The 24,422-nt window shown below is 42.9% G+C and carries 22 protein-coding genes; 16 read left to right on the top strand and 6 right to left on the bottom strand.

Going from position 1 to position 24,422, the window contains the following annotated elements; genetic code table 11:
* Window positions 1–51: 51 nt before the first annotated feature.
* Entirely contained in the window at window positions 52–1,098 is a 1,047-nt protein-coding gene (nadR, locus tag JMX48_RS00990) for a multifunctional transcriptional regulator/nicotinamide-nucleotide adenylyltransferase/ribosylnicotinamide kinase NadR (protein ID WP_201533308.1), read from the bottom strand.
* Window positions 1,099–1,748: 650 nt separating this feature from the next.
* Between nadR and JMX48_RS00985 the strand changes: the two genes are divergently transcribed.
* The 4 genes from JMX48_RS00985 to JMX48_RS00970 all read left to right on the top strand — a co-directional run bounded on the left by JMX48_RS00985 (window position 1,749) and on the right by JMX48_RS00970 (window position 6,072).
* Window positions 1,749–1,961, top strand: a complete 213-nt coding sequence (locus JMX48_RS00985; protein ID WP_201533306.1) for a PspC domain-containing protein — start codon at window positions 1,749–1,751, stop codon at window positions 1,959–1,961.
* Between the two features lie 380 nt (window positions 1,962–2,341).
* Complete coding sequence (gene glyQ / locus JMX48_RS00980) at window positions 2,342–3,358, top strand: glycine--tRNA ligase subunit alpha (protein ID WP_265088754.1); 1,017 nt, start codon at window positions 2,342–2,344, stop codon at window positions 3,356–3,358.
* Window positions 3,359–3,367: 9 nt separating this feature from the next.
* On the top strand, window positions 3,368–5,461 hold the full coding sequence (glyS, locus tag JMX48_RS00975; RefSeq protein ID WP_201533304.1) for a glycine--tRNA ligase subunit beta: 2,094 nt from the start codon (window positions 3,368–3,370) through the stop codon (window positions 5,459–5,461).
* A gap of 350 nt (window positions 5,462–5,811) precedes the next feature.
* Window positions 5,812–6,072: a hypothetical protein gene (locus tag JMX48_RS00970; protein ID WP_201533579.1), complete on the top strand. Its 261-nt coding sequence runs from the start codon at window positions 5,812–5,814 to the stop codon at window positions 6,070–6,072.
* Between the two features lie 79 nt (window positions 6,073–6,151).
* Here JMX48_RS00970 and JMX48_RS00965 read toward each other — a convergent pair whose 3' ends face one another.
* Together JMX48_RS00965 and JMX48_RS00960 are read right to left on the bottom strand one after the other, a co-directional pair.
* Window positions 6,152–6,598 carry a cell division protein ZapA gene (locus JMX48_RS00965; RefSeq protein WP_201533302.1) on the bottom strand — a complete coding sequence of 149 codons (447 nt, stop codon included), beginning with the start codon at window positions 6,596–6,598 and terminating at the stop codon, window positions 6,152–6,154.
* Window positions 6,599–6,755: 157 nt separating this feature from the next.
* Window positions 6,756–7,196: a hypothetical protein gene (locus tag JMX48_RS00960; protein ID WP_201533300.1), complete on the bottom strand. Its 441-nt coding sequence runs from the start codon at window positions 7,194–7,196 to the stop codon at window positions 6,756–6,758.
* 211 nt (window positions 7,197–7,407) lie between these two features.
* Here JMX48_RS00960 and JMX48_RS00955 point away from each other — a divergent pair, with 211 nt between their 5' ends.
* From JMX48_RS00955 to JMX48_RS00925, 7 genes are all read left to right on the top strand, one after another.
* Entirely contained in the window at window positions 7,408–8,061 is a 654-nt protein-coding gene (locus JMX48_RS00955) for a UPF0149 family protein (protein WP_201533298.1), read from the top strand.
* A gap of 215 nt (window positions 8,062–8,276) precedes the next feature.
* Window positions 8,277–8,759, top strand: coding sequence for a nucleoside deaminase (locus tag JMX48_RS00950; RefSeq protein ID WP_201533296.1), 483 nt, complete (start codon window positions 8,277–8,279; stop codon window positions 8,757–8,759).
* A gap of 33 nt (window positions 8,760–8,792) precedes the next feature.
* Window positions 8,793–10,028 (top strand): acetylornithine deacetylase, encoded by a 1,236-nt coding sequence (gene argE, locus JMX48_RS00945; RefSeq protein ID WP_201533294.1) that lies wholly within the window; start codon window positions 8,793–8,795, stop codon window positions 10,026–10,028.
* Between the two features lie 150 nt (window positions 10,029–10,178).
* Window positions 10,179–10,907 carry a LysE family translocator gene (locus tag JMX48_RS00940; protein WP_201533292.1) on the top strand — a complete coding sequence of 243 codons (729 nt, stop codon included), beginning with the start codon at window positions 10,179–10,181 and terminating at the stop codon, window positions 10,905–10,907.
* A 900-nt stretch (window positions 10,908–11,807) separates the two neighbouring features.
* Entirely contained in the window at window positions 11,808–13,022 is a 1,215-nt protein-coding gene (locus JMX48_RS00935) for an RtcB family protein (RefSeq protein ID WP_201533290.1), read from the top strand.
* Window positions 13,023–13,164: 142 nt separating this feature from the next.
* A complete protein-coding gene (locus tag JMX48_RS00930) occupies window positions 13,165–13,401 on the top strand; it encodes a hypothetical protein (RefSeq protein WP_201533594.1) in 237 nt (78 codons plus the stop codon).
* 58 nt (window positions 13,402–13,459) lie between these two features.
* Window positions 13,460–14,299 (top strand): SDR family oxidoreductase, encoded by an 840-nt coding sequence (locus JMX48_RS00925; protein ID WP_201533288.1) that lies wholly within the window; start codon window positions 13,460–13,462, stop codon window positions 14,297–14,299.
* A gap of 213 nt (window positions 14,300–14,512) precedes the next feature.
* On the opposite strand, the gene miaB is transcribed toward JMX48_RS00925, so the two are convergent.
* Window positions 14,513–16,006, bottom strand: a complete 1,494-nt coding sequence (gene miaB / locus JMX48_RS00920; protein WP_201533286.1) for a tRNA (N6-isopentenyl adenosine(37)-C2)-methylthiotransferase MiaB — start codon at window positions 16,004–16,006, stop codon at window positions 14,513–14,515.
* 344 nt (window positions 16,007–16,350) lie between these two features.
* On the opposite strand from miaB, the gene JMX48_RS00915 reads away from it, so the two are divergent.
* From JMX48_RS00915 to JMX48_RS00900, 4 genes are all read left to right on the top strand, one after another.
* Window positions 16,351–18,543: a lytic transglycosylase domain-containing protein gene (locus JMX48_RS00915; RefSeq protein WP_201533284.1), complete on the top strand. Its 2,193-nt coding sequence runs from the start codon at window positions 16,351–16,353 to the stop codon at window positions 18,541–18,543.
* Between the two features lie 333 nt (window positions 18,544–18,876).
* Window positions 18,877–19,692, top strand: coding sequence for a hypothetical protein (locus tag JMX48_RS00910; protein ID WP_227687833.1), 816 nt, complete (start codon window positions 18,877–18,879; stop codon window positions 19,690–19,692).
* 372 nt (window positions 19,693–20,064) lie between these two features.
* Window positions 20,065–21,048, top strand: a complete 984-nt coding sequence (locus JMX48_RS00905) for a malate dehydrogenase (protein WP_265088756.1) — start codon at window positions 20,065–20,067, stop codon at window positions 21,046–21,048.
* 417 nt (window positions 21,049–21,465) lie between these two features.
* Window positions 21,466–21,705: a DUF2789 domain-containing protein gene (locus tag JMX48_RS00900; RefSeq protein WP_201533280.1), complete on the top strand. Its 240-nt coding sequence runs from the start codon at window positions 21,466–21,468 to the stop codon at window positions 21,703–21,705.
* A gap of 75 nt (window positions 21,706–21,780) precedes the next feature.
* Here JMX48_RS00900 and ribF read toward each other — a convergent pair whose 3' ends face one another.
* Window positions 21,781–22,800 carry a riboflavin biosynthesis protein RibF gene (ribF, locus tag JMX48_RS00895; RefSeq protein WP_413786330.1) on the bottom strand — a complete coding sequence of 340 codons (1,020 nt, stop codon included), beginning with the start codon at window positions 22,798–22,800 and terminating at the stop codon, window positions 21,781–21,783.
* A gap of 332 nt (window positions 22,801–23,132) precedes the next feature.
* Between ribF and JMX48_RS00890 the strand changes: the two genes are divergently transcribed.
* The gene (locus JMX48_RS00890; protein WP_201533276.1) at window positions 23,133–23,786 is read left to right on the top strand and encodes a GNAT family N-acetyltransferase; all 654 of its coding nucleotides are present in this window, start codon (window positions 23,133–23,135) and stop codon (window positions 23,784–23,786) included.
* Here JMX48_RS00890 and JMX48_RS00885 read toward each other — a convergent pair.
* Window positions 23,783–24,382, bottom strand: a complete 600-nt coding sequence (locus tag JMX48_RS00885) for a hypothetical protein (protein WP_201533274.1) — start codon at window positions 24,380–24,382, stop codon at window positions 23,783–23,785. The genes JMX48_RS00890 and JMX48_RS00885 overlap by 4 nt on opposite strands.
* Window positions 24,383–24,422: the final 40 nt, after the last annotated feature.

Raw genomic sequence — 24,422 nt, 5'->3', positions numbered from 1 at the left:
GACTGTAACGCGCTGGCTCAATGAATTATTGTAAATATAATTTGGCGCATCTTATTGTTTTTTGCCATAGATATATTGATCGATAAATAGCACTGCTTGCTGATAGCGAGCTTCATAGTCTGGCTTGTCAATCAAGTAAGGCTGGATATCATGACGGGCAAAAATATCTACTAGCCGCTGCTCAAAACGTCCCCTTGCTTCAGGCGTGCCCAAAGAACGCATGCCATCATCAATCCATGGCGTATTATTGTCCAGCATAATCGTATGATCTAAGCGAAACTCATCGATACAAGCTGCTACAAAAGGATGCGTACGGCCTTCGTACTCTTCACAGAATGCCTGTGTGGTCACAAAGTCGGTATCAACGATGGTGATAGGTGCAGTCGCCTTGGCTTTTGCCTCTCGCATCGCTTGCGCATGATTGAGCACAATGGGGCCATAATCACTATATTGTAGCCCAACCTCGCTACCGCCCAAGTCTGTGCCAACATATAAACGTCCCATCTCAAGTGCAAAGCTGGCCCCATAATAATTGGCAAGCTTATGTACCAATGTGGTTTTGCCTGAGCTTTCACCGCCGACGATGGCGACGGTCTTGGTATAGTTAACGCGCGCTTGTGGATGAATCGCTGACCAATGCGCTATTGGATTTTGGGCAATGGCATAAGAGTCAAATTCAGACTGTAGTGGGGTAGTCACCACGGGCAGAAATAGATGCTCTTGAACCTGATTCTGTGCCAGCGGATGGTTGTCAGCCATAAACAATACCGTCTCTGATGATAGTGATAAGGCCTCTACCAAACGTCGCAATTTAGCATTACTGGCAGCCACATCAATACTGACGTTATCGAAATGCTCGTGTAGCGGTAGCTCGATCTCGTGGGTGGTGTGAATATGAATGAACGGCAAATCCGCACATGCCATCTGTAGCCAGCGCGCCTTGTCTTGTAAGGTGATCGTAAAATTTGGATGCGGAGATGGGTGTGCCATAATCACGATGTGTAAGGCTTTCGCTTGTCCTGCTGCCGCTAATATACTGCGCATTTGTCCCAAATGTAGCGGTTCGAAATGGCCAATCATCAATCCTGTCTCATACATATTTTTTCTCACTTTTGAGTTATTTGCGCTCAGTCATATTTGTGGATGACTTAGTTTATGAATGACTGAATAGGTGAGTCATTTATCAGCATGGTATAAAGGTTTGAGATGATTTACAGGTAGGTTATTGTAAATAGGATATTTATTTTAAATTTTTTAAATTTGGTCTTTATTATGAGATAAGTGCTTCTTATAGTCAGTCCTAGATAAAAGAGATACAAATATTATCACGCGCTACTGGTATAAATTTTCCTTGCTTGCTGTGCTTGCGTAGACAGAGGCAGCGCAAAATTTATACCAGTAGCACTGTGTCTGTTTTATAGAAGATCAACTATATCTGTTTGACTAAATTCATAAATAATAGAATCTGCATAATAGCACTGTAATATTGTAGCAATAAAGTCAGCTCTGAAACATCTTGAAATAATTATTTAAAATCAGGGGTTTATCGTACCTTATGATAGGTTAGGGCAAGCTTAAGTAGCATAAACTCACAAAGCACTTCTACATTTTCAACAGATATAGAGTTAATAGTTGCTATAATTATTCGTAAGTCAAGAAGACTAAATATCTTTAAGACTTATTATAAAAATAAGTAGGCAAAAGCAAAAAAAGAAACAAATAAAATAATAGATAGAGAGGTATTTGGTTTGGCTAAGTTAGCAAAGTTACATCGCTCACAGAACAGTCGGATGATAGCAGGCGTGATGGGCGGCATTGCAGAATATGCAGGTTGGTCACCCACTTGGGTCAGAGTATTGTTCGTCATTATTTCATCGTTAAGTGCAGCCGTACCCGGTATTTTAATCTATATTATCTTATGGATAGTTATGCCAAAAGCTACTGGCCAGTCTTATCAGTAAGATAGATTTGATAGTAAAAACCATAAAAGAAGCGTAGTAAGAAAAAGCTTAGATTCTACGAGTTCCATCAAAAACAAAAAGCCTGACTAATCAGGATACCCAAGACATACTTTTCCTCCTGCCCAAATGTTAACGCATTTGGGTATTTTTTTATCTGTTGCTTTGGCTTTATCAATGTAATCGATTGGTGAGAAATAAGAGACATAACGGGCTATTTACGACCATAATGCAAATTTAGTTAAGGTAAACATAGATAAAATAGCCAATTTTTAGTAAGGTGAGCAGTCAATAGAGTCGTTGCCAATTAGGCACAACGACTGCTATTAGAATTCTATTTAATCACATTCATTCCACAGTGGCTTTATTATGATGCCCAAACTATGACAATCCAAACTATGACATCAGAAGCGAACAATCCCCAACCGATGACTTTTCAAGATTTAATTTTAACCCTACAGAATTATTGGGCCGATAAGGGCTGCGTTATCTTGCAGCCTTATGATATGGAAGTTGGCGCTGGCACCTTTCATACCGCAACGTTTTTGCGTTCGTTAGGTCCTGAGCGTTGGAATGCGGCGTATGTGCAGCCTTCACGTCGTCCAACCGATGGGCGCTATGGTGACAACCCGAATCGCTTGCAACACTACTATCAGTTTCAAGTCGTGCTAAAGCCGAATCCACCCAATATCCAAGAGCTGTATTTAGACTCGCTAAGAGCCATTGGTATTGATCCATTGGTGCATGATGTGCGTTTCGTTGAAGACAACTGGGAGTCGCCCACGCTTGGCGCATGGGGATTGGGCTGGGAGATTTGGCTCAACGGTATGGAAGTGACGCAGTTTACGTATTTCCAGCAAGTAGGCGGTATTGAGTGCTTTCCAGTGACTGGCGAGATTACTTACGGTCTTGAGCGTTTGGCTATGTATGTACAAGGCGTCGATAGCGTTTATGACTTGGTCTGGGCAGATGGTGAATTTGGCCGTGTCACTTATGGCGATGTTTTTCATCAAAACGAGGTGGAGCAGTCGACTTATAATTTCGAACACGCTGATGTGCCGATGATGGGTCAGATGTTTGATTTTTATGAGCAGCAAGCGGATAAATTGGTCGAAGCAGGATTGCCGTTGCCAGCGTATGAGATGGTACTAAAAGCTTCTCATGCTTTCAACTTACTCGATGCTCGCGGTGCAATTTCGGTTACTGAACGCCAGCGTTTTATCCTACGTGTGCGTACACTGGCTCGTAAGGTCGCTTTCGGTTACGTTGAGGCACGTGCCAAACTGGGCTTCCCATTAGCAGATGAGGCACATCGTCAAGCAGCGCTCGATAAGTATTTACCAAAAGAAGATGCTGTTGAAAATACAGACAACAATCAAACCATTGACGACAATAAATAGGAGCATCCCATGAGTACTATTCTATTTGAACTGGGGTGTGAAGAATTACCGCCAAAGAGTTTAAAATCATTGCGTGATGCACTGCAAGCGAGTGTCACTGAACAGTTGAATGAAGCAGAAATCAGTTTTGAGAGTATCAAAGCTTATGCAGCACCGCGCCGTTTAGCGATTCAAATTCAAGGTATCAGCAACAAGCAGCCTGATCGCACTGAGCAAAAACGTGGACCCGCGATTAAAGCGGCGTTCGATAGCGATGGCAACCCAACACGTGCTGCAATGGGTTTTGCCAAAGGTTTGGGTATTGAAGCCAGCGAGCTTATGACCATTAAAACCGATAAAGGTGATTATGTGGGCTTTGAGCAAACCATTCATGGTCAAGCGACCACTGAGCTACTGCCTACAATTTTCCAAACCGCGCTTGATAATCTGCCAATTGCCAAACGTATGCGTTCAGGCGCGAGCCGCAATGAATTCGTCCGTCCCGTACAATGGGCGGTATTGATGCAGGATGATGTGGTCATTAACGCCATTATCCAAGGACATCAAACAGGCACGCAAACTCGTGGTCATCGCTTTCATAGCCCTGACTATCATGAGATTGCACATGCCAACGATTATGAGCAGTTGCTAGATGGCTTAAAAGTCGTGGTAGATTTTGATAAGCGTCAAATGCTGATTAAAAACCAAGTCAAAGCCTTGGCCGATGAGGTTAATGCTGATCCAATCGTCCCGCAGGATTTGCTCGACGAAGTGACCGCATTGGTTGATTTCCCCATTGCACTACGGGCAAGCTTTGAGGTACGTTTTTTACAAGTGCCGCAAGAAGCGCTGATCTCAACCATGCAGGCGGATCAAAAGTATTTTTGTTTAACGGACAAAGCAGGCAAGTTGCAGCCGTACTTTATCTTTATCACCAATATCGAATCCAAAGACCCGAATCAGATTATTGAAGGCAACGAAAAGGTCGTGCGTCCGCGTTTGGCAGATGCAGAGTTTTTCTTTTTACAAGATCAAAAACAGCCCTTATTTGCGCTCACAGAAAGTCTAAAAACACGCGTATTCCAAGATAAGCTGGGTACGATTTGGGAAAAATCTGAGCGTATTGCCAAGCTTGCGGCATTTATTGCCACTTTAATGCAGCAGCAAGGTCAAGACATTAGTGTTGATGAGACAGCGCGTGCGGGTATTTTGTCCAAGGCTGATTTGGCAAGCTCGCTCGTGGGTGAATATCCTGAATTACAAGGGATCGCTGGTACCTATTATGCTCGTCTAGATGGTGAGACTGAGGCTGTGGCGGCAAGTTTAGAAGAGCAATATCTGCCCAAATTTAGCGGCGATGTCTTACCGCAGACGCCGATTGGTATTTGCTTAGCATTGGCCGACCGTTTGGACACGCTCGTTGGTATTTTTGCGATTGACCAAGCGCCAACGGGTTCAAAAGATCCGTTTAGTTTGCGTCGTTCGGCCATTGGTATTTTGCGTATTTTAATCGAAAAGCAATTACCGATTAACCTCGTCGCGTTAGTCGAACAAGCGATTAAAGGCTATAGCACTGCCGACGGTAGCAAGATTACCAAAATGGGCGACACTTTTACCCAAGTAATGGCGTTCCTAAACTCGCGTTATCGAGCGATGTATACGGAGCAAGGCGTCAGCGTTGATACCATTCAAGCGGTGCAAGCGATTAATCCGCATATGCCACTTGATTTCGATCAGCGTATTCGTGCGGTGCAAGCGTTTAGCGCATTGCCACAAGCGTCGATGTTGGCGGATTCAAACAAACGCGTTGCCAATATATTGGCCAAGTCAGAAGCGGTTGTCGCTGATACGGTTGATGAATCGCTATTATCTGAGCCTGCTGAACAAAACTTACATAGTAACGTTCGTCAAGCGCAAACAGCAGTGAAACCATTACTTGAACAAGCCGATTATACTCAAGTATTGCAAACGCTTGCTAGCTTGGATGAGCCGTTGACTCAGTTCTTTGATGGTGTCATGGTCAATAGTGAAGATGACGCACTCAAAAACAATCGCTTAGCATTGCTCAAGCAGGTTCGTGCCTTATTCTTGACCGTGGCTGATATCAGCGAATTACAGTTATAGTAATACTCATTTATAGTAATACTCATTTTGGAATCTAAATTTTAATATGAAGAACTGGCTCGATGTAGCCAGTTTTTTAGATTATGGCATTGCACAATTCGTTGTCACAGAAGCTGCGCAAAATCCATTCCAGTAGCGCTGTGTTCTTTTATAGTCGATCGACTCTATATGAGTCATTAAACGGTAAAAACATTGTGCAATCGCTATTATTGACGGTAAAATTTATGCTATAAAAATGTGTTGGATAATACTTGGCTGCGAGCTTCGGATTATTCATCGCGTTTACTTATAATCGAAGGAGCACTGCCGTGTTTGCCGTTATTATTATAATCATCATTATCTGGGTGTCGATGTGGGGATTTTACAAGTTTATGTACCCGCGTGCGCCCAAAAGCATGATGCCAAAAAAAGGTGATGTGATCACACCGCGTCAGTGCAACTTTTGCGGAAACAGTTTGGCTGAATATCGCGGCGTCCTCGAAACCAGTCCTGACCTGATGACAGACAATCAAAACACCAGCAACCCTGATATTAATAAAGCGTTATTTTTTTGCAATTATGAGCATCAAGCAGACTTTCATGCCGGTAAAATTTATAAAGTTGACGTATAAATAAATGAGATTTAGGCACAAAAAAAGCGCTTAGCTCTGATTAGCTAGGCGCTTATGTGTTTGATGAAACTCAATCGGCTTACAGGATAGATTGGGCATCCTTCATGATTTTATTGAGCAAAAGGTCAGATTTTTGATCTTGCTGTTGACGATCTTCATCACTTCTTTGATTGGCATGAATCTTTTCGTACAAGTTTAAGCAGCATAATACCAACAGGCTTTCTTGACTGAGACTTGGCGCGTCTTTCTTAAGATCTAGTGCATAGTTATTGATATAAGAAACCGCTGAGAGCAGCTCTTCTTGCTCATGTACGGGACAATAAATGGGATAAGTGACGCCAGCAATCGCAACATCGACTTTTTTGATTTGTGGCTCAGCCGCTTTATTAACTTTGCTGCTAGGCTGAGATGATACGCTTGACGTTATTGAACCAGCTGGCGCGGTTTTCTGCGACTTTAGTCCAATGGGCTGTGCTTGGTTACTGGTGAGCTGTTTTTCCGGAGATTTAGTGTGGTTATCGGTCATGATAAATCCTACAATGTTTGTTCAATAAATTAAGTAATATAAGATATTACCAATATGAGTTGAGCGCTGTAATAGGCAATGTATTGTGTAAAATAAGCTATTGAATAAAGACGCTGTTCAATTAAAACGCTACGCTTAGATTACTGTCCATTGCAGCTTAACCTTCTGCTTGATCGATACGAGTTAAGCGTTTTAATACAACCTGTGTACGCTCAGCTGCCAGTTGATTCTTCTTTTGTAATTCATTATTTTGCTGTTTGATATCGAGGTATTGCTGCTTTAATTCATTATTATGCTGCTGAATATCGCTATTTTGTTGTTGTAATTGTCCGATCTGTTTTTGCAGTTTGTCTTGTTCTTCACCAATCATATGATGCGCTTCTGCAAGATTTTGATAGCGTTTATCGAGGTCGCTTAATTGTTTTCTGGCACCGTCACGTTCTGTATAGCTGCTATCAAGCTTGGTCTGGAGTGCAGTAATCTCTTTTGGATCGGTAACGGGATGTTGTTTGAGGCTGCTAAGTTCAGCACTGACAAGCTGATACTGCTTTTTGATGTCGAGTATCATTTTTTCTAATATTCTAAGTTGGTCATACATAGTCAGTTTTTATCCTTAACAAGTAAGCGTGAATGAATTTTGTTCTCTACGTTTAATAATGCCATAGGTGACCGCATAATATCTATATCAACAAAGTAATTACACGTATTAGGCGTGGCCTTTTTATTTCTATTAGCGGCGGCGTTGTCAATGATAACAAGCTGCTTCTGTTTTTATTCAATACTACCAATCAATCACTAGGACATCTATTATGAATGATAATATCTCAGGCTGGAATACTTGGCTGACCGCTTTTGACGACTGGACGGACGTGTCTATCAGCGAGGTACATGGCTTGATGACAGGGCTGATGACAGCTTGTAATGCTCCTGATGAAACAGTATGGGCTAAGGTATTTGAGGAGTTGAGTTTTGCGTCATTGCCAGAGCCTGCCTTGACATTATTGACTGAAGAAGCCGAAGATACGGTCTTTCAGCTCAAAGATAAAGACGATGCTTATTCTTATACGCCGCTAATACCTGATGATGAACACGATTTATACGAGCGCGTGATGGCATTGAAACAGTGGGCAAATGGCTTTATGACAGGCTTTGGGATTACCGATTGCCGTCTCACTAGCGAAGAAAATGAGATGCTCACAGACTTGGCAAAGATTGGGGCGATTCGCCTCGAAGATGACGAGGACTTCGAAGGTGGCGAAGAGTCTTATCTTCATATTTATGAGTTTGCGCGTATGGTGCCAGTGAGTTTTGCCACCCGTAAACGTAAAGCAGTCAAAGACATCGCGCTCATCTCTGGACTTGCTATCGATGCCAAAACGACTAAAGAGCTACAAACTGAAGGGAAGCGACCAAAACCAATGCCACCAGTCGTTGATATTATGAACCAAAATAATCCGTCGTAAATGATGCGATGTCGTCATTAATACGATATACCATTAATAGGGCGATTTGCGATATAGTCGATCTACTATAAAATGGATATAGTATTACTGGGATAAATTTTGCGTCGCCTCTGTCAGCAACGTCACAGCAAGCAAAATTTGTCCCAGTAACACGTAATAATATTAGGAACTTTTTTATTTGGGACTGGCTATAGAACAATAATAAGGAGCATAAGATGACAACTGATAATGAGATGATTTATTTGCGTCGCTGCGTGGAGCTGGCAACTGAAGCGTTAGAGGCGGGCGATGAGCCATTTGGTAGTGTGCTGGTTGCTGCCGATGGACAAGTGCTACGAGAAGATCGTAACCGTGTCAATTCAGTCGATGCCACTTATCATCCTGAGATTGCCGTTGCAAAATGGGCCGCAGAAAATATGACAGCGGATGCACGCGCCAAAGCCGTGGTTTATACCTCAGGCGAACATTGTGCCATGTGTTCAGCGGCGCATGCGTGGGCGGGTCTTGATCGCATTGTTTATATCAGCTCATCGAAACAGCTTAGCGAATGGATGGATGAGATGGGCGTGACATCAACATCGCCCATTAATTCATTAAGTATTCAAGAAGTTGCGCCAAACGTACCAGTAAAAGGTCCAATTGCTGGATTAGATGAAGAAGTCAAAGCGTTACAGCGCCGCTCATTTAAAAAAGGATAAGTTTTTTATCTTATATATTGATAAGGATGTTTTATGACTATAAATAATAGTAATGATGATAACCGCCAAGCGTTGGCTACTGCTGCTTATCCTACCCAAAGTCTCGATTGGCTAACGCGCTTGATTGGCTTTGATACCGTTAGTCGGCACTCAAATTTGGCGCTTATTGAAGACGTAAAAGCGTACTGTGAGCAATTAGGCCTTACGGTCGATTTAACCTTTAATGAGATCAAAAATAAAGCCAATCTATTCGTAACGGTAGCAGCAGGCGAAAATGCTGATAAAGTAAATAATGGTCTTGTGCTATCTGGTCATACGGACGTGGTGCCAGTCGACGGTCAAGAGTGGACGTCTGAGCCTTTTACAGCGACCATTCGTGGTGACAAGCTATACGGACGCGGTGCTTGTGATATGAAAGGCTTTATCGCTTGTGCATTGACGTTATTGCCGAAGGCTGTACAGCTATCTAATGCAGGTCAGCTGCATCGTCCATTGCATTTGGCATTGTCATTTGATGAAGAGGTTGGCTGTTTGGGCGCGCCATTGATATTGGCAGACCTAAAAGCTCGCGGCATTACGCCTGATTATTGTATCGTTGGTGAGCCGACGAATATGGCAATGGTGGTGGCGCATAAAGGCATTGCTGTGTATCGTTGCCGCGTCCATGGCAAATCTGCGCACTCGTCATTGACAGCGCAAGGGGTTAACGCCATTAGCTATGCCAGCCGTTTAATTGGTTATGTCGATACGTTAGCTGAAGAATTAAGCCATCGTGATGATGTGGATGAAGTATTCACTGTACCTTATTCAACCTTGTCTGTTGGCACCATACAAGGCGGCACAGCAACCAATATTGTGCCAAATCTATGCGAGTTTACCTTTGACTATCGTAACTTGCCGCATATGACGCAAGAGGATATTGTCGTGCCGATTCAAGCAAAAGTTGCAGAATTGAGCGCTCAGATGCAAGCACGCGCTGCCGATACCGGCATTGAGCTGATGCAAGAAGAAAGCGTACCGGCCATGACCGACGATGATAGTGCCGAGCTACAAGCATTAATAGCCGCGCTGACAGGAGACGATGAACGTCATAAAGTGGCTTATGCAACTGAGGGCGGTCAATTTACCAATAGCGGTATTCCTACGATCATCTGCGGTCCTGGCAGCATTGAGCAGGCGCATAAGGCCGATGAATATGTTGAGCTTAAAGAAATTGAACGCTGTGATGGATTTTTACAGAAATTGCTGACGAGCTGTACGGTCAATTGATCTATAAAAAACCAGACATCTGTGTATAATATGAGTGAGTATAAATGAGTATAAATGAGTATAAATGAGTATAAAGGATACCGTCTTAATGGCGGTATTCATTTTTTTGTATTTTAATTTGATTCTAAATAAACAATAAGGGATTAGTTGATGTCTTGGAATCTGTTCGCCGTGTTTTTTGCCAGTACGTTTTTGATCTCGGCAACGCCTGGTCCCAATATGCTGCTAGCGTTTCAATATGGTATGAACTATGGCGTCAAGCGAACTCTCTGGACGCTGGCAGGTTTGAGCCTTGGGCTGGGTATTTTGCTGCTATCAGCGTTGCTCGGTCTGGATGCGATCAGTCGCCAGTCTCCTTGGCTGCTCACTATTATCAAAGCACTTGGCGCGTTTTATTTAATCTATTTGGGTATCAGCTCATGGCGCGATGCCGGTGACGGTAGCTTGATGCGCGATGCTCGTGAGATGAGCGAGGAGGTGGCTGTTGACTATCCTGCCACGCTGCAAACCACACCGGATACGCCGATGCCATCAAGTGCGAGTGCGGCACTCAAAGCTTCTCCTAGTGACATGACATTGTTCCGTACTGGCGTTTGGGTGTCGCTATCCAATCCAAAAGCCATCTTGTTTTTTGCGGCTTTTTTCCCCAAGTTTATTAGTTTCAGTGCGCCGTTATGGCCACAATATTTAGTACTGACGTTGGGATTCTTTTTAAGTGAGACTATTTGGCAAATAATTTATACGGTGGGCGGCAAAAAGCTTGCAAGCTGGCTGGATGTTGGTCACCGCTTAATGTGGTTGAATCGCAGTTGCGGCGTCATCTTTATAATCATTGCTGCGGCTTTATTGGCTGATGTTATAAATAGTTTTATCGCATAAAAATTTCTTAGTTGTTATTCAAAAGAATTGTTTTGTGCGATGACGATATTTATAAAATATATTATTTTGGATGTATTTTAAATAAGTAGTTGACATTAATTTTTAAATCATTATTATAAGCTCATTGATTTATAGCTTTTAACTAAAAATAAATCATTTCAATTAACTTGCTATTGTCTCCCTGACATTGGCCACAACCTATGGAGGAATCATCATGTCCTATATAAATATCAAGACGTTTTTAAAGTTTGAATGTGTGAGAAGTATGACAGCAATGACGACTTCGAAAAGGTTTGGCTGAATTTATATGTCAGCTATTTATTGACACTTGGTTTATGACTGTCAACGAATAGCCTTCTGTATTGACTCACTTTATCCTTCTCTTAAGTCTCTTATATCCAAAAGCGTTATACACTTTTTTATAGTTAAACTCCTATAAATACGTTACATTGTTACCCACTTGATGTACTACTCGTACTATCTGTGCGCGACTTCCTTGTATCGCAATTATTTGGCTTCAACTATAAGACGATTGTGCTAAACAATTTTGTGCTTGCTGCTATCAATTTTTCTAACATTTGATTTTACTGTATTTATCAAATCATATGGCTCAAGCTGTTATTTAGCTATGGTTATTCTATGCGTATAATTTTATGCGTTAGTTTTTGGTAGCGTAAAACCTTTCTTTAAAACGTCCATAATAAATGAGCCGTCATTTCTATTAATTTATAATTTAATAGAAGCGCGTATTTTATTGCCTAAAATTTTTGATTCAAATATTTATTCCCTTATTAAACGCTTCGTTTAATTGAGTGGGATAAGTGATATCTGAAAATTATAAAAAGGTTATTTAAAAATACTCTGTATGGTTTAAAAATAAAAAAATGGAAGTAATAAATAATGAGCATTCAATTAGTATTAAACCAAAATGGTAAACATGGCGTACCTGTCAAGATTTATACCACCGATATCGAGCAAGGCGCAGTGCAGCAATTACGTAATATGGCTCAGCTAGAGTTTGTACACTCGCATATTGCTGTCATGCCAGATGTGCACGTCGGCAAAGGTGCTACTGTCGGCAGTGTCATTCCGACCAAATCAGCGATCATTCCTGCGGCAGTCGGTGTGGATATTGGTTGTGGTATGAATGCGGTGCGTCTGTCTCTGACGGCAAACGATCTGCCTAATAGCTTAAAAGTATTGCGCTCAGTAGTAGAGCAGCAAGTGCCTGTTGGTTTCAACATGCACAAGCAAATCCAAGCCAAAAACTCAACGCTTGACCCATTGGGAAAACGCCTCAAACCCATTACCGACAAGCATCCGGGTTTACTCAAAATGCTTAAAGGCTTTGAGCGTACTTGGGCAAAACAATTAGGCACACTTGGCGGTGGCAATCATTTCATTGAGCTGTGCTTGGATGAAAATAATGATGTGTGGGTCATGCTACATTCTGGTAGTCGCGGTATTGGTAATTGTATCGGCCAGTATTTTATTAGCCTTGCCAAAAAAGAACGCCAGTCACGCTTCGGTCATGTGCCAGATCGAGACTTATCTTACTTCGCTGAAGGATCTAATAGTTTTGCCGATTACGTCGAAGCCGTCAGCTGGGCACAGGATTATGCGTTAGAGAACCGACGAGAGATGATGCGCTTAGTGATTAAATCACTACAATCGCCACAAGCAGGATTGCCACGATTTCAGCTGACTAAAGAAGCCATTAATTGTCATCATAATTATGTCAATGAAGAGGTGCATTTTGGCGAGCAAGTTTATGTGACGCGTAAAGGCGCGATCAGTGCCTATGCAGGTGAGCTTGGTATTATTCCGGGTTCTATGGGCGCAAAGTCTTTTATCGTGCGTGGTTTGGGCGAGGCTGAGTCATTTTGTTCCTGCTCACATGGCGCAGGGCGACAGATGAGCCGAGGTAAAGCCATGCGCGCCTTCACAATTGACGAGCTAAAAGCGCAGACTGACGGTGTTGAATGTCGCAAAGACAAAGGCGTCATCGACGAGATACCCGGCGCGTACAAAGACATTGATGAAGTGATGGCCAATCAAATGGATTTGGTTGAAGTGGTGCATACGCTGAAGCAAGTCATGTGTATTAAAGGTTAATACCAAACCTGCAAATAACATTAGCTATGTCAGACTCGCTAAATGTACTAGACGTACAATTTGCACTCGTCTTCCTTGCCAAGGTAATTTTCGCAATTGGTATTATCATAAATTGATTAAAAAATTAAAAGATAGGTAAAATATGAGCTTAAAAGAAACCTTAAAAAAGGCCAAACAGATTGAGCGGCAGTTAGAACAGCAAGAGGCGACAGGTGCTCAGCAAACGCTCGGCGCAGTGAAGCCACGTAACTATTTGGCGCTTGACCCATTATTAAGAAAGGGTGGTATTCATGAAAAAGAAGACATCGATATCGTTCGCAAAAAACGTCGCCGTGAGACCAAACAGCAGCTAAGAAAGACGGATTGGCTCTCAGAATAATGATGATTCATTCTTAGTTTAATACGATCAAGATTTAACAGACATAAAGGAGTGTTTTATGAGATTACTTAATAAAGTTGCATTGATCACGGGTTCGGCACAAGGCATTGGTAAAGCGATTGCTGAGCTTTTTGTAAAAGAAGGAGCAACCGTCATATTCAGTGATATCAATGATGTAAAAGGGCGGGGTGCTTGTCATGATATTAATATAAAGCGCCAACAATGGAGCGAGTCAAACCCAGCAGAATATATGCATTTGGATGTCTCAAGCGAGAGCGATTGGCAAAAAGCTGAGCAGTATATTCAACAGTGTTATCACGGGTTAGATATTATCGTAAACAATGCCGGTATTACTGGATTTTTAGAGACGACAGGCGCTCATGACCCTGAATACCTAGATATGGCAAGTTGGCACAAGGTACATCAAGTCAACCTAGATGGCGTGGCTTTGGGTTGTAAAACTGCGATAGCGTTGATGAAAAATCGTCCAACAGATGAAAATCGCAAGTCAAGTATCATTAATATATCCTCTCGCTCTGGTCTCGTTGGTATTCCTTTAGCAGCCGCTTACGCCTCAAGTAAGGCTGGCGTCAGAAATCATAGTAAATCCGTTGCCTTATATTGTGCGCAAAATGGCTATGATATTCGCTGTAATTCCATTCATCCCGCCGCTATCTATACACCTATGTGGGATGCGATGTTAGGAGAAGGTAATGAGCGAGAAGACGCTATTAAGGCAATTAGCAAAGACATCCCGCTAGGTTACATGGGTGATGTCATGGATGTGGCTTATGCAGCACTCTATTTGGCAAGCGATGAGTCAAAATATGTTACTGGCACTGAGCTGACGATAGATGGTGGCATTTTAGCAGGGAGCACGGCTACCCCTAATAGCTAAGATTAATGAAACTCTAAAAGTGATTCCGTGCTATTGGACGGTTATGGAAGAGCTTCTTAGAAATAACCATTAAGTAATGAGCTATCTTCTTATGACCTGTCATCCTCAAACTTTCACAAAAAAAGCCGTTCCCTATTGATAGAGAACGGCTTTTTTACTTACGCTAAATCATGTTCTAATAAATCATGTTCTAAAAAATCATGTTCTAAAGATTTAAGCCAAAACCTCAACCAACTCACCTTTGACCATATGCGGGCTGACAAAGTCAGTGATACGGACACTAACGATTTTACCTAACATCTCGTCCATTGTGTCAACATCATAAGGGAACATGACCGTACGCGTATTGTCTGCTGTACCGATTAAGCAGTCAGGATGACGATTGGCGATTTGCTCAACCAATACACGAGTCGTCGTGCCGACCATCTCATGGGTTTTCGCGAGTGTTGAATCGATAATGACTTTTTGGAATTCAGCTAATCGCTCTTTTTTAGTCTTGAAACTGACGTCATCAGGCAATTCTGCCGCTGGCGTACCCGGACGCTTAGAGTAGATAAAGCTGTAAGAGTGATCGAAGTTCAACTCTTTGGCCAAGTTCAACGTATCTTGGAAGTCTTGATCGGTCTCACCGGGGAAGCCAATGATAAAGTCACTAGACAAGTGAATATCAGGACGAATGACTTTAAGCTTATTGATCTGATTGATATAAACATCGATGGTATGATTGCGTTTCATCGCCGCCAAGATCGCGTTCGAGCCACTTTGTACTGGTAGATGCAAATGCGACACCAGCTCTGGTAATTGCGCATAGGCGTCAATGATATCATCAGTAAATTCTAGTGGATGGCTGGTTGTATAACGGATACGCTCAACGCCATCGACGTGTGAGACATAATGCAATAGCTCTGCAAAGCGGCAAATGCTGCCATCGTCTTTTTCGCCGCGATAGCCGTTTACGTTCTGACCCAACAAGTTGATTTCACGAATACCTTGCGCGGCGAGGCTGTCAATCTCAGCCAACACGTCATCCAGTGGACGCGATAATTCTTCACCGCGAGTATAAGGCACGACGCAGAATGAGCAATACTTTGAGCAACCTTCCATAATGGAAACAAAGGCTTTATAACCTTCGACTCTTGGTTCTGGTAAAAAATCAAACTTTTCAATACTGGGAAATGAGACGTCAACTGTGCCAATACGGTTCTTCGGAGCAATTTCACGTTGCTCGTTTGATTGGTCATACAATTCTGGTAGACGGTGCAAGGTTTGCGGGCCAAATACCATGTCCACGTAAGGCGCACGCTTTTGAATATTATCGCCTTCTTGTGACGCCACGCAGCCACCAACGCCGATGACGAGATCAGGACGCTTTTCTTTTAATTTGCGCCAGCGGCCCAATTCCGAGAATACTTTTTCTTGAGCTTTTTCACGGATTGAGCAAGTATTCATTAGTAGCACATCGGCTTCATCGATATCGTGCGTCACTTCCATGCCGTGTGAGTCGCCTAGCACATCAAGCATTTTGCCAGAGTCATAGACATTCATCTGACAGCCTTGGGTGGTGACAAAGACTTTTTTGGGCGCTGTTCTAGTGACTGGTGATTGTGCTGAACTTGGTTCTTTGAGTGCAGTGACAGCAGGCGCAGTAGCCGTTGTTTCAGCAACAGCAGCGTCATTTATGCGGGGATTAAATACAGTAACACTCATAAGGGAAAGTCCATGATTGACCAAAATATAGCGGGGTAGCCGATTAACAAGTGGCGTATTTTATCACAACCCTTTGCCAATGTGAAAAATTAGCGCTGGCAATTGATGGTAATTATTATACATTATTTATAACAGTATCAATTGTTTACTGGTGTCGTCAGCGCTTTCAAAAAAATAGCTAGCCAATATCACTTCTATGTTACACCGCGCTATCCTATTATTAACGAAAGGTAAAGGTGATGGGCGAAAGTGCAACGAGTATAGTATGATAAGTGCTATAACCTTGGCGGTACTTGGCAAATCGCTGTTCAAACATTGGTAGAGATATAATAAAGAGAGACAGTATGACAAAGTTGCGCATTGTTCATAGCATCAAGGATAGAGAATTGGCCAATCAAAACGATTATTCAAAGCGCCTCAACGCAAGAACGCTACGAGTCAGTGCGTTGAGCTTGGCGACGGCAATGAGTGCGCTCGGATTGTCGCAAGTTGCTTGTGCGGAGCTTACGTGGGGCGAGGATAAAGAGAGCTATCCGCAAGAAAGCAGCTATCAATCAGAAAGCTATCAGCAAAACAGCGGCTATCAGCAAGATAGCAGTTATCAACAAAATAACGGTTATCAACAAGACAGTGGTGCAAGCTCATTTACGGCGGCGGCAATTGCAGCAGATCGCGGAGATGTCAATGCCCTTTATAATTATGAACAAGCGATGAGTGGCGGTTTGTTTGCCATGTATCCGACTTATTGGCGGATGAATTTAGACCTTAATTCGCAAAGCTCGGCGGCTGTCTCACAGTTTGTGCGCCAATATCCAGATACGGTTATGGCTGAGAAATTGGTTGCTGATTTTGCTGAGACTAAAGCGGGCGCCAATGACTACGCCTCAGTACGCCAAGTAGCCAATTTAATTACCAATGCAGATGCTAGTGAGCGCTGTGCAGTGGGCCTTGGGTTTAATAATGGTGGTGATACCATGCGTGCCATGGCAGCGAAATCCGATGTTTGGCTAACGACAGATAAGCAGCCAGCTCTGTGTGATCAATTGGCTTTGGAGATGAATAATAATCCACTCATCACCAATCAAGATCGGGCAGCGCGTCTAAAACGTATGCTACGTAAAGGCAAAACGGGTGACATTATGGCATTGTCATCACGCCTTGGTACACCGATTGATTATTCAGCGTTAAGTGAGATTCAACTCAATCCATCCGCGTACTTTAGTCGTTTTGGTCGGGAGCCTGCCAGCCAAGCCAATCAATATCTGTATCTATATGCGATGGGGCGTGTGGCTGACAAGTCTTATCGTGAAGCCGCATTACAGTTAGATTTTGATATCAAACAAGACAACCAGCGTTCAGTCAAACTGTTGAACGATGAGACCCGCCGCTATGCGTATCGCACCATTGGTGTGAAGCGTATGAACCACAACACCGATGATGGCTTTAATGCTGAGGCAGTTGATTGGTTCCGTAACAGCTTAGACGAAGATTTCAACTTTGAAGAAGCGGAAGACTATGCGATGGCGGCGATTCGTTTTGGTCGCTGGAATGATGTGGTGGAAGCCATCTCAAAAATGGACAGTGAAATCCAAAAAGGCAATCAATGGCAGTATTGGCTGGCACGCGCTTACGAGCAATCAAGCGATAGCAATAAGCGCAATACATCTAAAAAAATGTATCAGAATCTTGCAAAAATTAATGATTACTACGGTCTAATGGCAAAAGATAAAATTGGTCAGCGTTTTGATGCCAGTCGTTTGGGTGGTAGTAACTTGCCGAATGTCAGCACTGCGGATCGTGCTCGTGTCATGCAAGATGGAAGCTTTGCTCGTGCGTTTGCCTTATATAATGCCGACGCCAGCCGTGCCTATGCCAATCGTGAATGGAACTGGGCTGTAAAAAAGGCGCGTGACAATAACGATGACAAATTACTGATTGCAGCCGCTCGTCAAGCGTATGATATGGGCTGGCTCGACCGTGCGATTTATGCGATCGATAATACAGATAGTGTCAATAGCTTAGCGCTGTCGCATCCAATGCCGCATCAAGATGCCGTGGTACGTTATAGTGGATCTGCGGGTATTGATCCAGCATGGGCATATGGCATTATGCGCCAAGAGAGTCGCTTTGTAACCTCCGCGCGCTCGAACGTTGGCGCTAGTGGCCTCATGCAAGTGATGCCCGACACAGCAAAATACATTGCGCGTAATTTGGGTGAGACTTATAGCGCGAGCCGTGCCAACAGTGGTGATACCAATATCCGTTATGGTACTTGGTATATGGGTGATATTTTGGGTAAGCTGAATTATCAACCAGTACTAGCAACCGCAGGCTACAATGCAGGGCCTAACAATGCCAAGCGTTGGCAGCCGGTCAATGGTTCACTCGCTGCTGACCAATATGTTGAGTCCATTGCTTTTCCTGAAACGCGCAATTACGTCAAGCATGTCATGGAAAATGCCACTATCTATAGTAGTTTGCTAGGTCGTAATCAACCGATTAGTGAGCGCATGGGAAGTGTACCTGCCTCATTTTAATCTGCGCAGCGCTACACTCGATAGCCCACTAACAATCACTCGTTAGTGGGCTGTTTTTTATGTGATATGGTCAGGTAAATATGAAAAATATACAACGGGGATGAATCAATATTACGCTAATATTGCTAGTGCTTTTTGATGATAATGATAATGCTTACGTTTTTGCTATAGATTAAAAAAAACGGTTTGCTACCATTGCATTAATTAGTGCCTTTAAATGGGTCGCCATATTTTTTGTTAGCGCTATGCTTAGCTTGATGCGTGTTTATCATTTAAATGCGACGACCTAAGCCATAGTCCATGTTTTATCATTGCTAGATGCCTTCAGCCCTTATGATCAAAAAATATTTTACTCTGTTCACGTTATCGAAAGTTGAAAGTCAGTCATCTACTCAGGTGCAGATGCGCTCGTTAGTAAACCTGACGCCAAACGTAAGCCAATCACACAAAAAATCAAAAAGTAACCGCTTAGGTCGGTGTCGCGTACGTTTGATAGATAAGACCTCTATTAGCAAAATTAATACGACGATGAGTATTGGTGCTTTATTGATGTTACAAGGCGTTATGTTGATGCCAGCACAGGCCGCCAATGCGGTCAAAACAGGGCAGCGCGTGTTAATGATAGAGATGACGCCTGCTTTGTGTAGTATCCAGCCAACACGAGCGCGTATGCGCCAATGCCTAGAAGGCTATTCATTAACCGTATCAGGGCTAGATTTGGGGTATGGAGAGCGTTGTGGACGTGGCAGTGAGCCAAGTTTGACGCCATTACAATTAAAAGTCGTCAATCGTGTCATGCCAGATACCACCGTCAGGAGCCAAGCATGGCAGCGTTATGGTATTTGTAGTCCACTTAGTGCCACCAGTTATTTTCGTCAGATCACCAATTATGCGGGTTCGTTGAAATTACCAGCTGAGTTGAATAGTGGTAATAGCTATACGGTGTCTAAATCCCGTTTTATCAATCAAATGACACGGTTAAATAGTGGCATGTCGCCTGCCAGTATCAACCTAATTTGCCAAGCAGGCAGTCGGCGTCAGCAAACACTAACGGATATACATGTTTGCTATGATGGTAATGACTTTGGTACTTGTAGTGACGCTGTAGATAACTGTGGCAGTAAGTTTGTCATTTCTGGCGGTAAATAACCCTTCCTTTATGAATGGGTTTTAAATATTTATCTAAATAAGTTTTTTTTGATGTAGTCGGTTTTAGATAAAAGAGATGCCAATATTATCGCGCGCTACTGATGGCTTTTCTGATAGTTCTAACCAAAAGCTTAATATATATAATGCATCTTTGACGCTTCATAGCTATAAGTCTCTGATTGGTCTAAAATTTCCTTCGTATAAAATGTAACAATATAATCAGTAGCAGTCATCTCATTGTCTCTAGACGATTTACCAAACGAAGTGCTACACTACCTCTCGGTTTATGGCTGCGACCATGCAGCAAACAAGTCGATATCTGAAACGATAATCGTGAATTATATAATCATAATTAGGGAGTATTCAATGTCAATGAAACAGCCTTTACGTGTTGCCGTTACTGGTGCCGCTGGCAATATCAGCTACGCGATGCTATTTCGTATTGCCTCTGGTGAGATGCTAGGTAAAGATCAGCCAGTTATTTTGCAATTGCTTGAAATCGCCCCAGCGCTTGACGCTTTAAAGGGTGTGGTCATGGAACTAGAAGACTGTGCATTCCCTTTATTAGCAGGTATTGTGCAGACTGATGATGCGACTGTTGCATTTAAAGATGTCGATTATGCTTTGTTAGTAGGCTCACGTCCTCGTGGCCCAGGTATGGAACGTAAAGATTTGCTAGAAGCCAACGCGGCGATTTTCTCAGCGCAAGGTAAAGCATTGAACGATGTTGCTAGCCGTGATGTAAAAGTATTGGTTGTGGGTAACCCTGCCAACACTAACGCGGTTATTGCTCAGCGTAATGCACCAGATCTAGATCCACGCAACTTTACGGCCATGACTCGTTTAGACCATAACCGCGCAATGGCGCAGTTGGCTGGCAAAACAGACAGCACCGTTAATGACGTGAAAAAAATGATCATCTGGGGCAATCACTCATCAACTCAGTATCCAGATCTAACTGCTTGCACCGTTAATGGCAAGCCAGCTTTGGACTTGGTTGATCGTGACTGGTATGAAGGTACTTACATCCCAGAAGTACAACAACGCGGTGCCGCCATTATTAAAGCTCGTGGCGCTTCATCTGCTGCTTCTGCCGCCAATGCCGCTATTGCACATGTGCGTACATGGGTACTTGGCACTGATGAGAACGATTGGGTATCAATGGGCGTTTACTCAAACGGCGAATATGGTATCGCTAAAGGCTTGATCTACTCATTCCCTTGCACTTGTAGCAATGGCGACTGGTCTATCGTAGAAGGCGTTGATGTATCATCAGATTTCTCAAAAGAGAAAATAAAAGCGACTGAGCAAGAGCTTAGCGAAGAGCGTGAAGCGGTATCTCACCTATTACCGTAAGTAAATAATTTGCCAAAGCTCTGTTAGTATAAAGAGCAATGTCAAAAAAGCCCTCATACTAGCTATTACTAGTGTGAGGGCTTTTTTATGTCTGTGAGATGCTTTCTGTAAATCAGCATCTTTTTTAACCAAGATGATAGTCTATAATCAACGAAAAGTTAAATCGATACATCCCTAGTCAAATACTACTGGTATAAATTTTTCTCGCTTGCTGTGTCGTTGCTGACAGAGGCTTCGAAAATTCATTCCAGTAGTAATGTAGTGATTTTATTGTTCTCTACCTATATTAGCCGTTAACACAATTGATAACCTTAAGTGAACGTTGGTTAACAGCTTTTAAAATAAAGCTTGCTACAATCAATAGGGTAATTTAAATAATAAGTACAATTAAACCTGTACCATCTAAGGAGAAACAGCATGTTGGGTGAACCTGAATATAGTATGACTGAATTATTCGCACAGTTGGGACTGGACAGCTCTGACGAAGCGATTGACAGTTTTATCGAAAAAAACCCATTAGCAAAAGAAGAAAAATTAACCGAATCTGATATTTGGAATGACAATCAACGGGCTTTCTTGCAAGAAGAATGGGACAAAGATGCGGCATGGGTAGAGACGATTGATGAGTTAAATGTACGCATGCATCCAGACGCTTAAATACAAAATTAGTATTCATTAAAAAACCCACAAACATGACTGTTTGTGGGTTTTTTCGCTAACAATGATATGTGTTCACTCGCTCGTTTTTTGTGTTGATCGCCATTCAATCAAATCTGCGACATCTTGATGGATGCCTGCTTTTAGGGCTTCTAAGCCGTCATAATGTCGTTCGCCATGCAAATAATGTAAAAAGCGTACCTGTAAAGTCAATCCATATAAATCTGCGTGTAACGCTGGAAAGTGTACTTCTAAGCGCCAGTTATGCCCTTTGTCAACAGAGGGTCTAGTACCGATATTGGCCGTACCAAATAAGCTATCGGCACGTAACCCTGCAATGCCTGTTTTGCCAGTGGTTGCATTTACCAATAAGCCATTAGGAATTACTTGACCTTGGTCATCAAGGCTGACGACATCTACTGCAAAGATACCGTGGAGGGTAGGCTTTATGCGGTCCAAGTCTATATTGGCAGTAGGGAAGTCCAGCGTACGACCAATTTTATCCCCATCAACGACCAATCCTGTCATCGTATAATCGCGCCCAAGTAGCGTCCTGGCAGCCTCAATATCACCCGCTAACAATAAATCACGAATGCGCGTTGAGCTAATACGGGCGGCTTTGTCGCTGGTATCTGTGACGGTATGCAGATTGGTCACATCTAAGCCATAATTACGTAAAAACTGACTATCGCCTGTCCGATCATGACCGAAGCGAAAATCATCACCCAGCACCAATGCTTTAACGTTCAAACGCATGGCCAAAATATCTGCAAATGCTTGGGCGGATAGCGAGCGAAATTCAGTATCAAATCCCGCTACAATCAATGTCTCCACGCCAAATTCTGCTAGCAATGCTTGCTTTTCTGCGAGATTGGTGAGGCGAGCAGGCGCTGTTTCTGGCGCAAAAAACTCACGAGGTTGCGGCTCAAATATCATGACTGCTGAGCCAAGATTTTGTGCGTGCGCAATATCACGGACTTGAGTTAACATTGCTTGATGGCCAAGATGGACGCCATCGAAATTGCCAATAGTGAGCACGCAGGGCGCTAACTCTACTGGGCTGATATTTGCAGGCAAAGCACTTGGCGACGCCATCAGTTGCTCAAGAAAATAGGTGTTCATAAATTTTCAGCTATGATAGATAAGACCAGATAAAAAAGAAAAAACACGCCCTAAAAATCGATGTGTCTAAAAGCAGCCATTATAAAGTAAAATGACCATACTAACATCCTATAGTCTGCTTATCAGACAAGTATGATGCTGTCCGTCTCGTTGTCTTAAAGTCTCGCTTTCTCAAAATGATGCGGATACTTGTGCTCATTTTGTTTTAGTGATGATGAAAAGCTGACAGCACAGATTATATTTTTATTAATTATGCCACTCCCACTATTGTCACAATCACAATCACCATCGCCTCTGGAGGTTCTATGTCCGATGTTGCCACAAATGCCTCATCACTCCGATTGTCAGTAGACATGCTAAACGACCAATTTATGGTTCAGCGTGCAGATAAAGATGATTTGCCAGAAATCTTGGCCATTTACAACCAAAGCATTGCAGGTAAGCAAGCAACTGCCAACCTCGTTCCAGTCACTTGTGAAGAACGGGCAGATTGGTTTGATGAGCATTTAAACAGTCCAACGCGTCCTATTTATATTGTTAAAGCAGTGATAAAAGATATTAAAAATATAGAATCCGCGCCCATAGTAGCATGGGGCAGTTTTAGTGATCTTTATGCACGTATGGCGTATCACATCAGCACTGAGATCAGTATTTACCTGCATAAAGATTACCATGGTCAAGGGCTGGGTAGCTTATTGACACGCTGGATGCTCACGCAAGCGCCAAGTCTGGGGATTTATAATGTGGTTGCGCTTATCTTCGCTCACAATCAGCCAAGCTTAGGGTTATTTCGTAAGCTTGGTTTTGAGCAATGGGGATATATGCCAAAGGTTTGTGATATGCAAGGTTTTATCGCCGATGTGGTCATGCTTGGTAAGGCGGTCACGTCTGATAATGTGACATTAAACAACGTGCTAGTAGATAAATCGATTTCACAGAATAACAATGAGCGGTCTTAACCTAAAATTTTCCATTGGCCTGCTATCTTTTGAAGCTCGTAAGTCAAAGGTGCAGGCTTACTTTGTCCTTTTAACATCAGCTCGCCTGTGATAGTCGCATGGGTTTTATCCTCATTATATTTGGTATCAGTGATAGTGACACCATCCACGGTTTGCGCAAATGCTGATTGGGTCTTGGCAAGCTCTTGCTCAAAGTTTGCCATATCTACTTTGTAGTATCCGGCTGATTTTTTTACGTCACCTTGATATAAGCTATCTAATGCTTGCTTGACCGTATCTTCTGGCGTACCAGATTGAGTTGGATTAGTGACGAGGCTTTTTTGCTTGCTAGAGTCTTGTTTATCAGGGTTCGCCATTGGACTGACACCATCAGTCGCCATCGCATTGTCATCTTGAGCGCCATCTACTATTGGTGCATCCGCAGCAGAGTTATTGGTATCAACCGCTGCCGTCTCTTCAGTATCGCTGGCTGTGTTGGCGCTATCTGCTTCTACCTTATCATTATTGCTACAACCACTTAAAAGTAATCCTGTGCTTAAAAGACCAGTGGCAAATATCATTGGTAAGCGCTGTAATGTGAGCGGCTTGATTGTCATATAGAACCTCAAAATGTCGTTATTTATTAATCAACAATTA

This window comes from Psychrobacter immobilis (genome assembly GCF_904846225.1).
GTDB classification, from domain to species: Bacteria; Pseudomonadota; Gammaproteobacteria; order Pseudomonadales; family Moraxellaceae; genus Psychrobacter; species Psychrobacter immobilis_F.
Note: the sequence above shows the minus strand (reverse complement) of the source record. Positions and strands in the feature narration are given on the sequence as shown.

What these genes read in the sequence shown, in the direction of transcription:
- nadR (WP_201533308.1), bottom strand. Translation starts at nt 1,098, where the DNA reads ATGTATGAGACAGGATTGATGATTGGCCATTTCGAACCGCTACATTTG.
- JMX48_RS00900 (WP_201533280.1), top strand. Translation starts at nt 21,466, where the DNA reads ATGTTGGGTGAACCTGAATATAGTATGACTGAATTATTCGCACAGTTG.
- JMX48_RS00970 (WP_201533579.1), top strand. Translation starts at nt 5,812, where the DNA reads ATGTGGGGATTTTACAAGTTTATGTACCCGCGTGCGCCCAAAAGCATG.
- JMX48_RS00890 (WP_201533276.1), top strand. Translation starts at nt 23,133, where the DNA reads ATGTCCGATGTTGCCACAAATGCCTCATCACTCCGATTGTCAGTAGAC.
- miaB (WP_201533286.1), bottom strand. Translation starts at nt 16,006, where the DNA reads ATGAGTGTTACTGTATTTAATCCCCGCATAAATGACGCTGCTGTTGCT.
- JMX48_RS00960 (WP_201533300.1), bottom strand. Translation starts at nt 7,196, where the DNA reads ATGTATGACCAACTTAGAATATTAGAAAAAATGATACTCGACATCAAA.
- JMX48_RS00915 (WP_201533284.1), top strand. Translation starts at nt 16,351, where the DNA reads ATGACAAAGTTGCGCATTGTTCATAGCATCAAGGATAGAGAATTGGCC.
- JMX48_RS00930 (WP_201533594.1), top strand. Translation starts at nt 13,165, where the DNA reads ATGAGCTTAAAAGAAACCTTAAAAAAGGCCAAACAGATTGAGCGGCAG.
- JMX48_RS00955 (WP_201533298.1), top strand. Translation starts at nt 7,408, where the DNA reads ATGAATGATAATATCTCAGGCTGGAATACTTGGCTGACCGCTTTTGAC.
- argE (WP_201533294.1), top strand. Translation starts at nt 8,793, where the DNA reads ATGACTATAAATAATAGTAATGATGATAACCGCCAAGCGTTGGCTACT.
- glyQ (WP_265088754.1), top strand. Translation starts at nt 2,342, where the DNA reads ATGACAATCCAAACTATGACATCAGAAGCGAACAATCCCCAACCGATG.
- ribF (WP_413786330.1), bottom strand. Translation starts at nt 22,800, where the DNA reads ATGGCGTCGCCAAGTGCTTTGCCTGCAAATATCAGCCCAGTAGAGTTA.
- JMX48_RS00885 (WP_201533274.1), bottom strand. Translation starts at nt 24,382, where the DNA reads ATGACAATCAAGCCGCTCACATTACAGCGCTTACCAATGATATTTGCC.
- JMX48_RS00910 (WP_227687833.1), top strand. Translation starts at nt 18,877, where the DNA reads ATGATCAAAAAATATTTTACTCTGTTCACGTTATCGAAAGTTGAAAGT.
- JMX48_RS00925 (WP_201533288.1), top strand. Translation starts at nt 13,460, where the DNA reads ATGAGATTACTTAATAAAGTTGCATTGATCACGGGTTCGGCACAAGGC.
- glyS (WP_201533304.1), top strand. Translation starts at nt 3,368, where the DNA reads ATGAGTACTATTCTATTTGAACTGGGGTGTGAAGAATTACCGCCAAAG.
- JMX48_RS00905 (WP_265088756.1), top strand. Translation starts at nt 20,065, where the DNA reads ATGAAACAGCCTTTACGTGTTGCCGTTACTGGTGCCGCTGGCAATATC.
- JMX48_RS00940 (WP_201533292.1), top strand. Translation starts at nt 10,179, where the DNA reads ATGTCTTGGAATCTGTTCGCCGTGTTTTTTGCCAGTACGTTTTTGATC.
- JMX48_RS00965 (WP_201533302.1), bottom strand. Translation starts at nt 6,598, where the DNA reads ATGACCGATAACCACACTAAATCTCCGGAAAAACAGCTCACCAGTAAC.
- JMX48_RS00935 (WP_201533290.1), top strand. Translation starts at nt 11,808, where the DNA reads ATGAGCATTCAATTAGTATTAAACCAAAATGGTAAACATGGCGTACCT.
- JMX48_RS00950 (WP_201533296.1), top strand. Translation starts at nt 8,277, where the DNA reads ATGACAACTGATAATGAGATGATTTATTTGCGTCGCTGCGTGGAGCTG.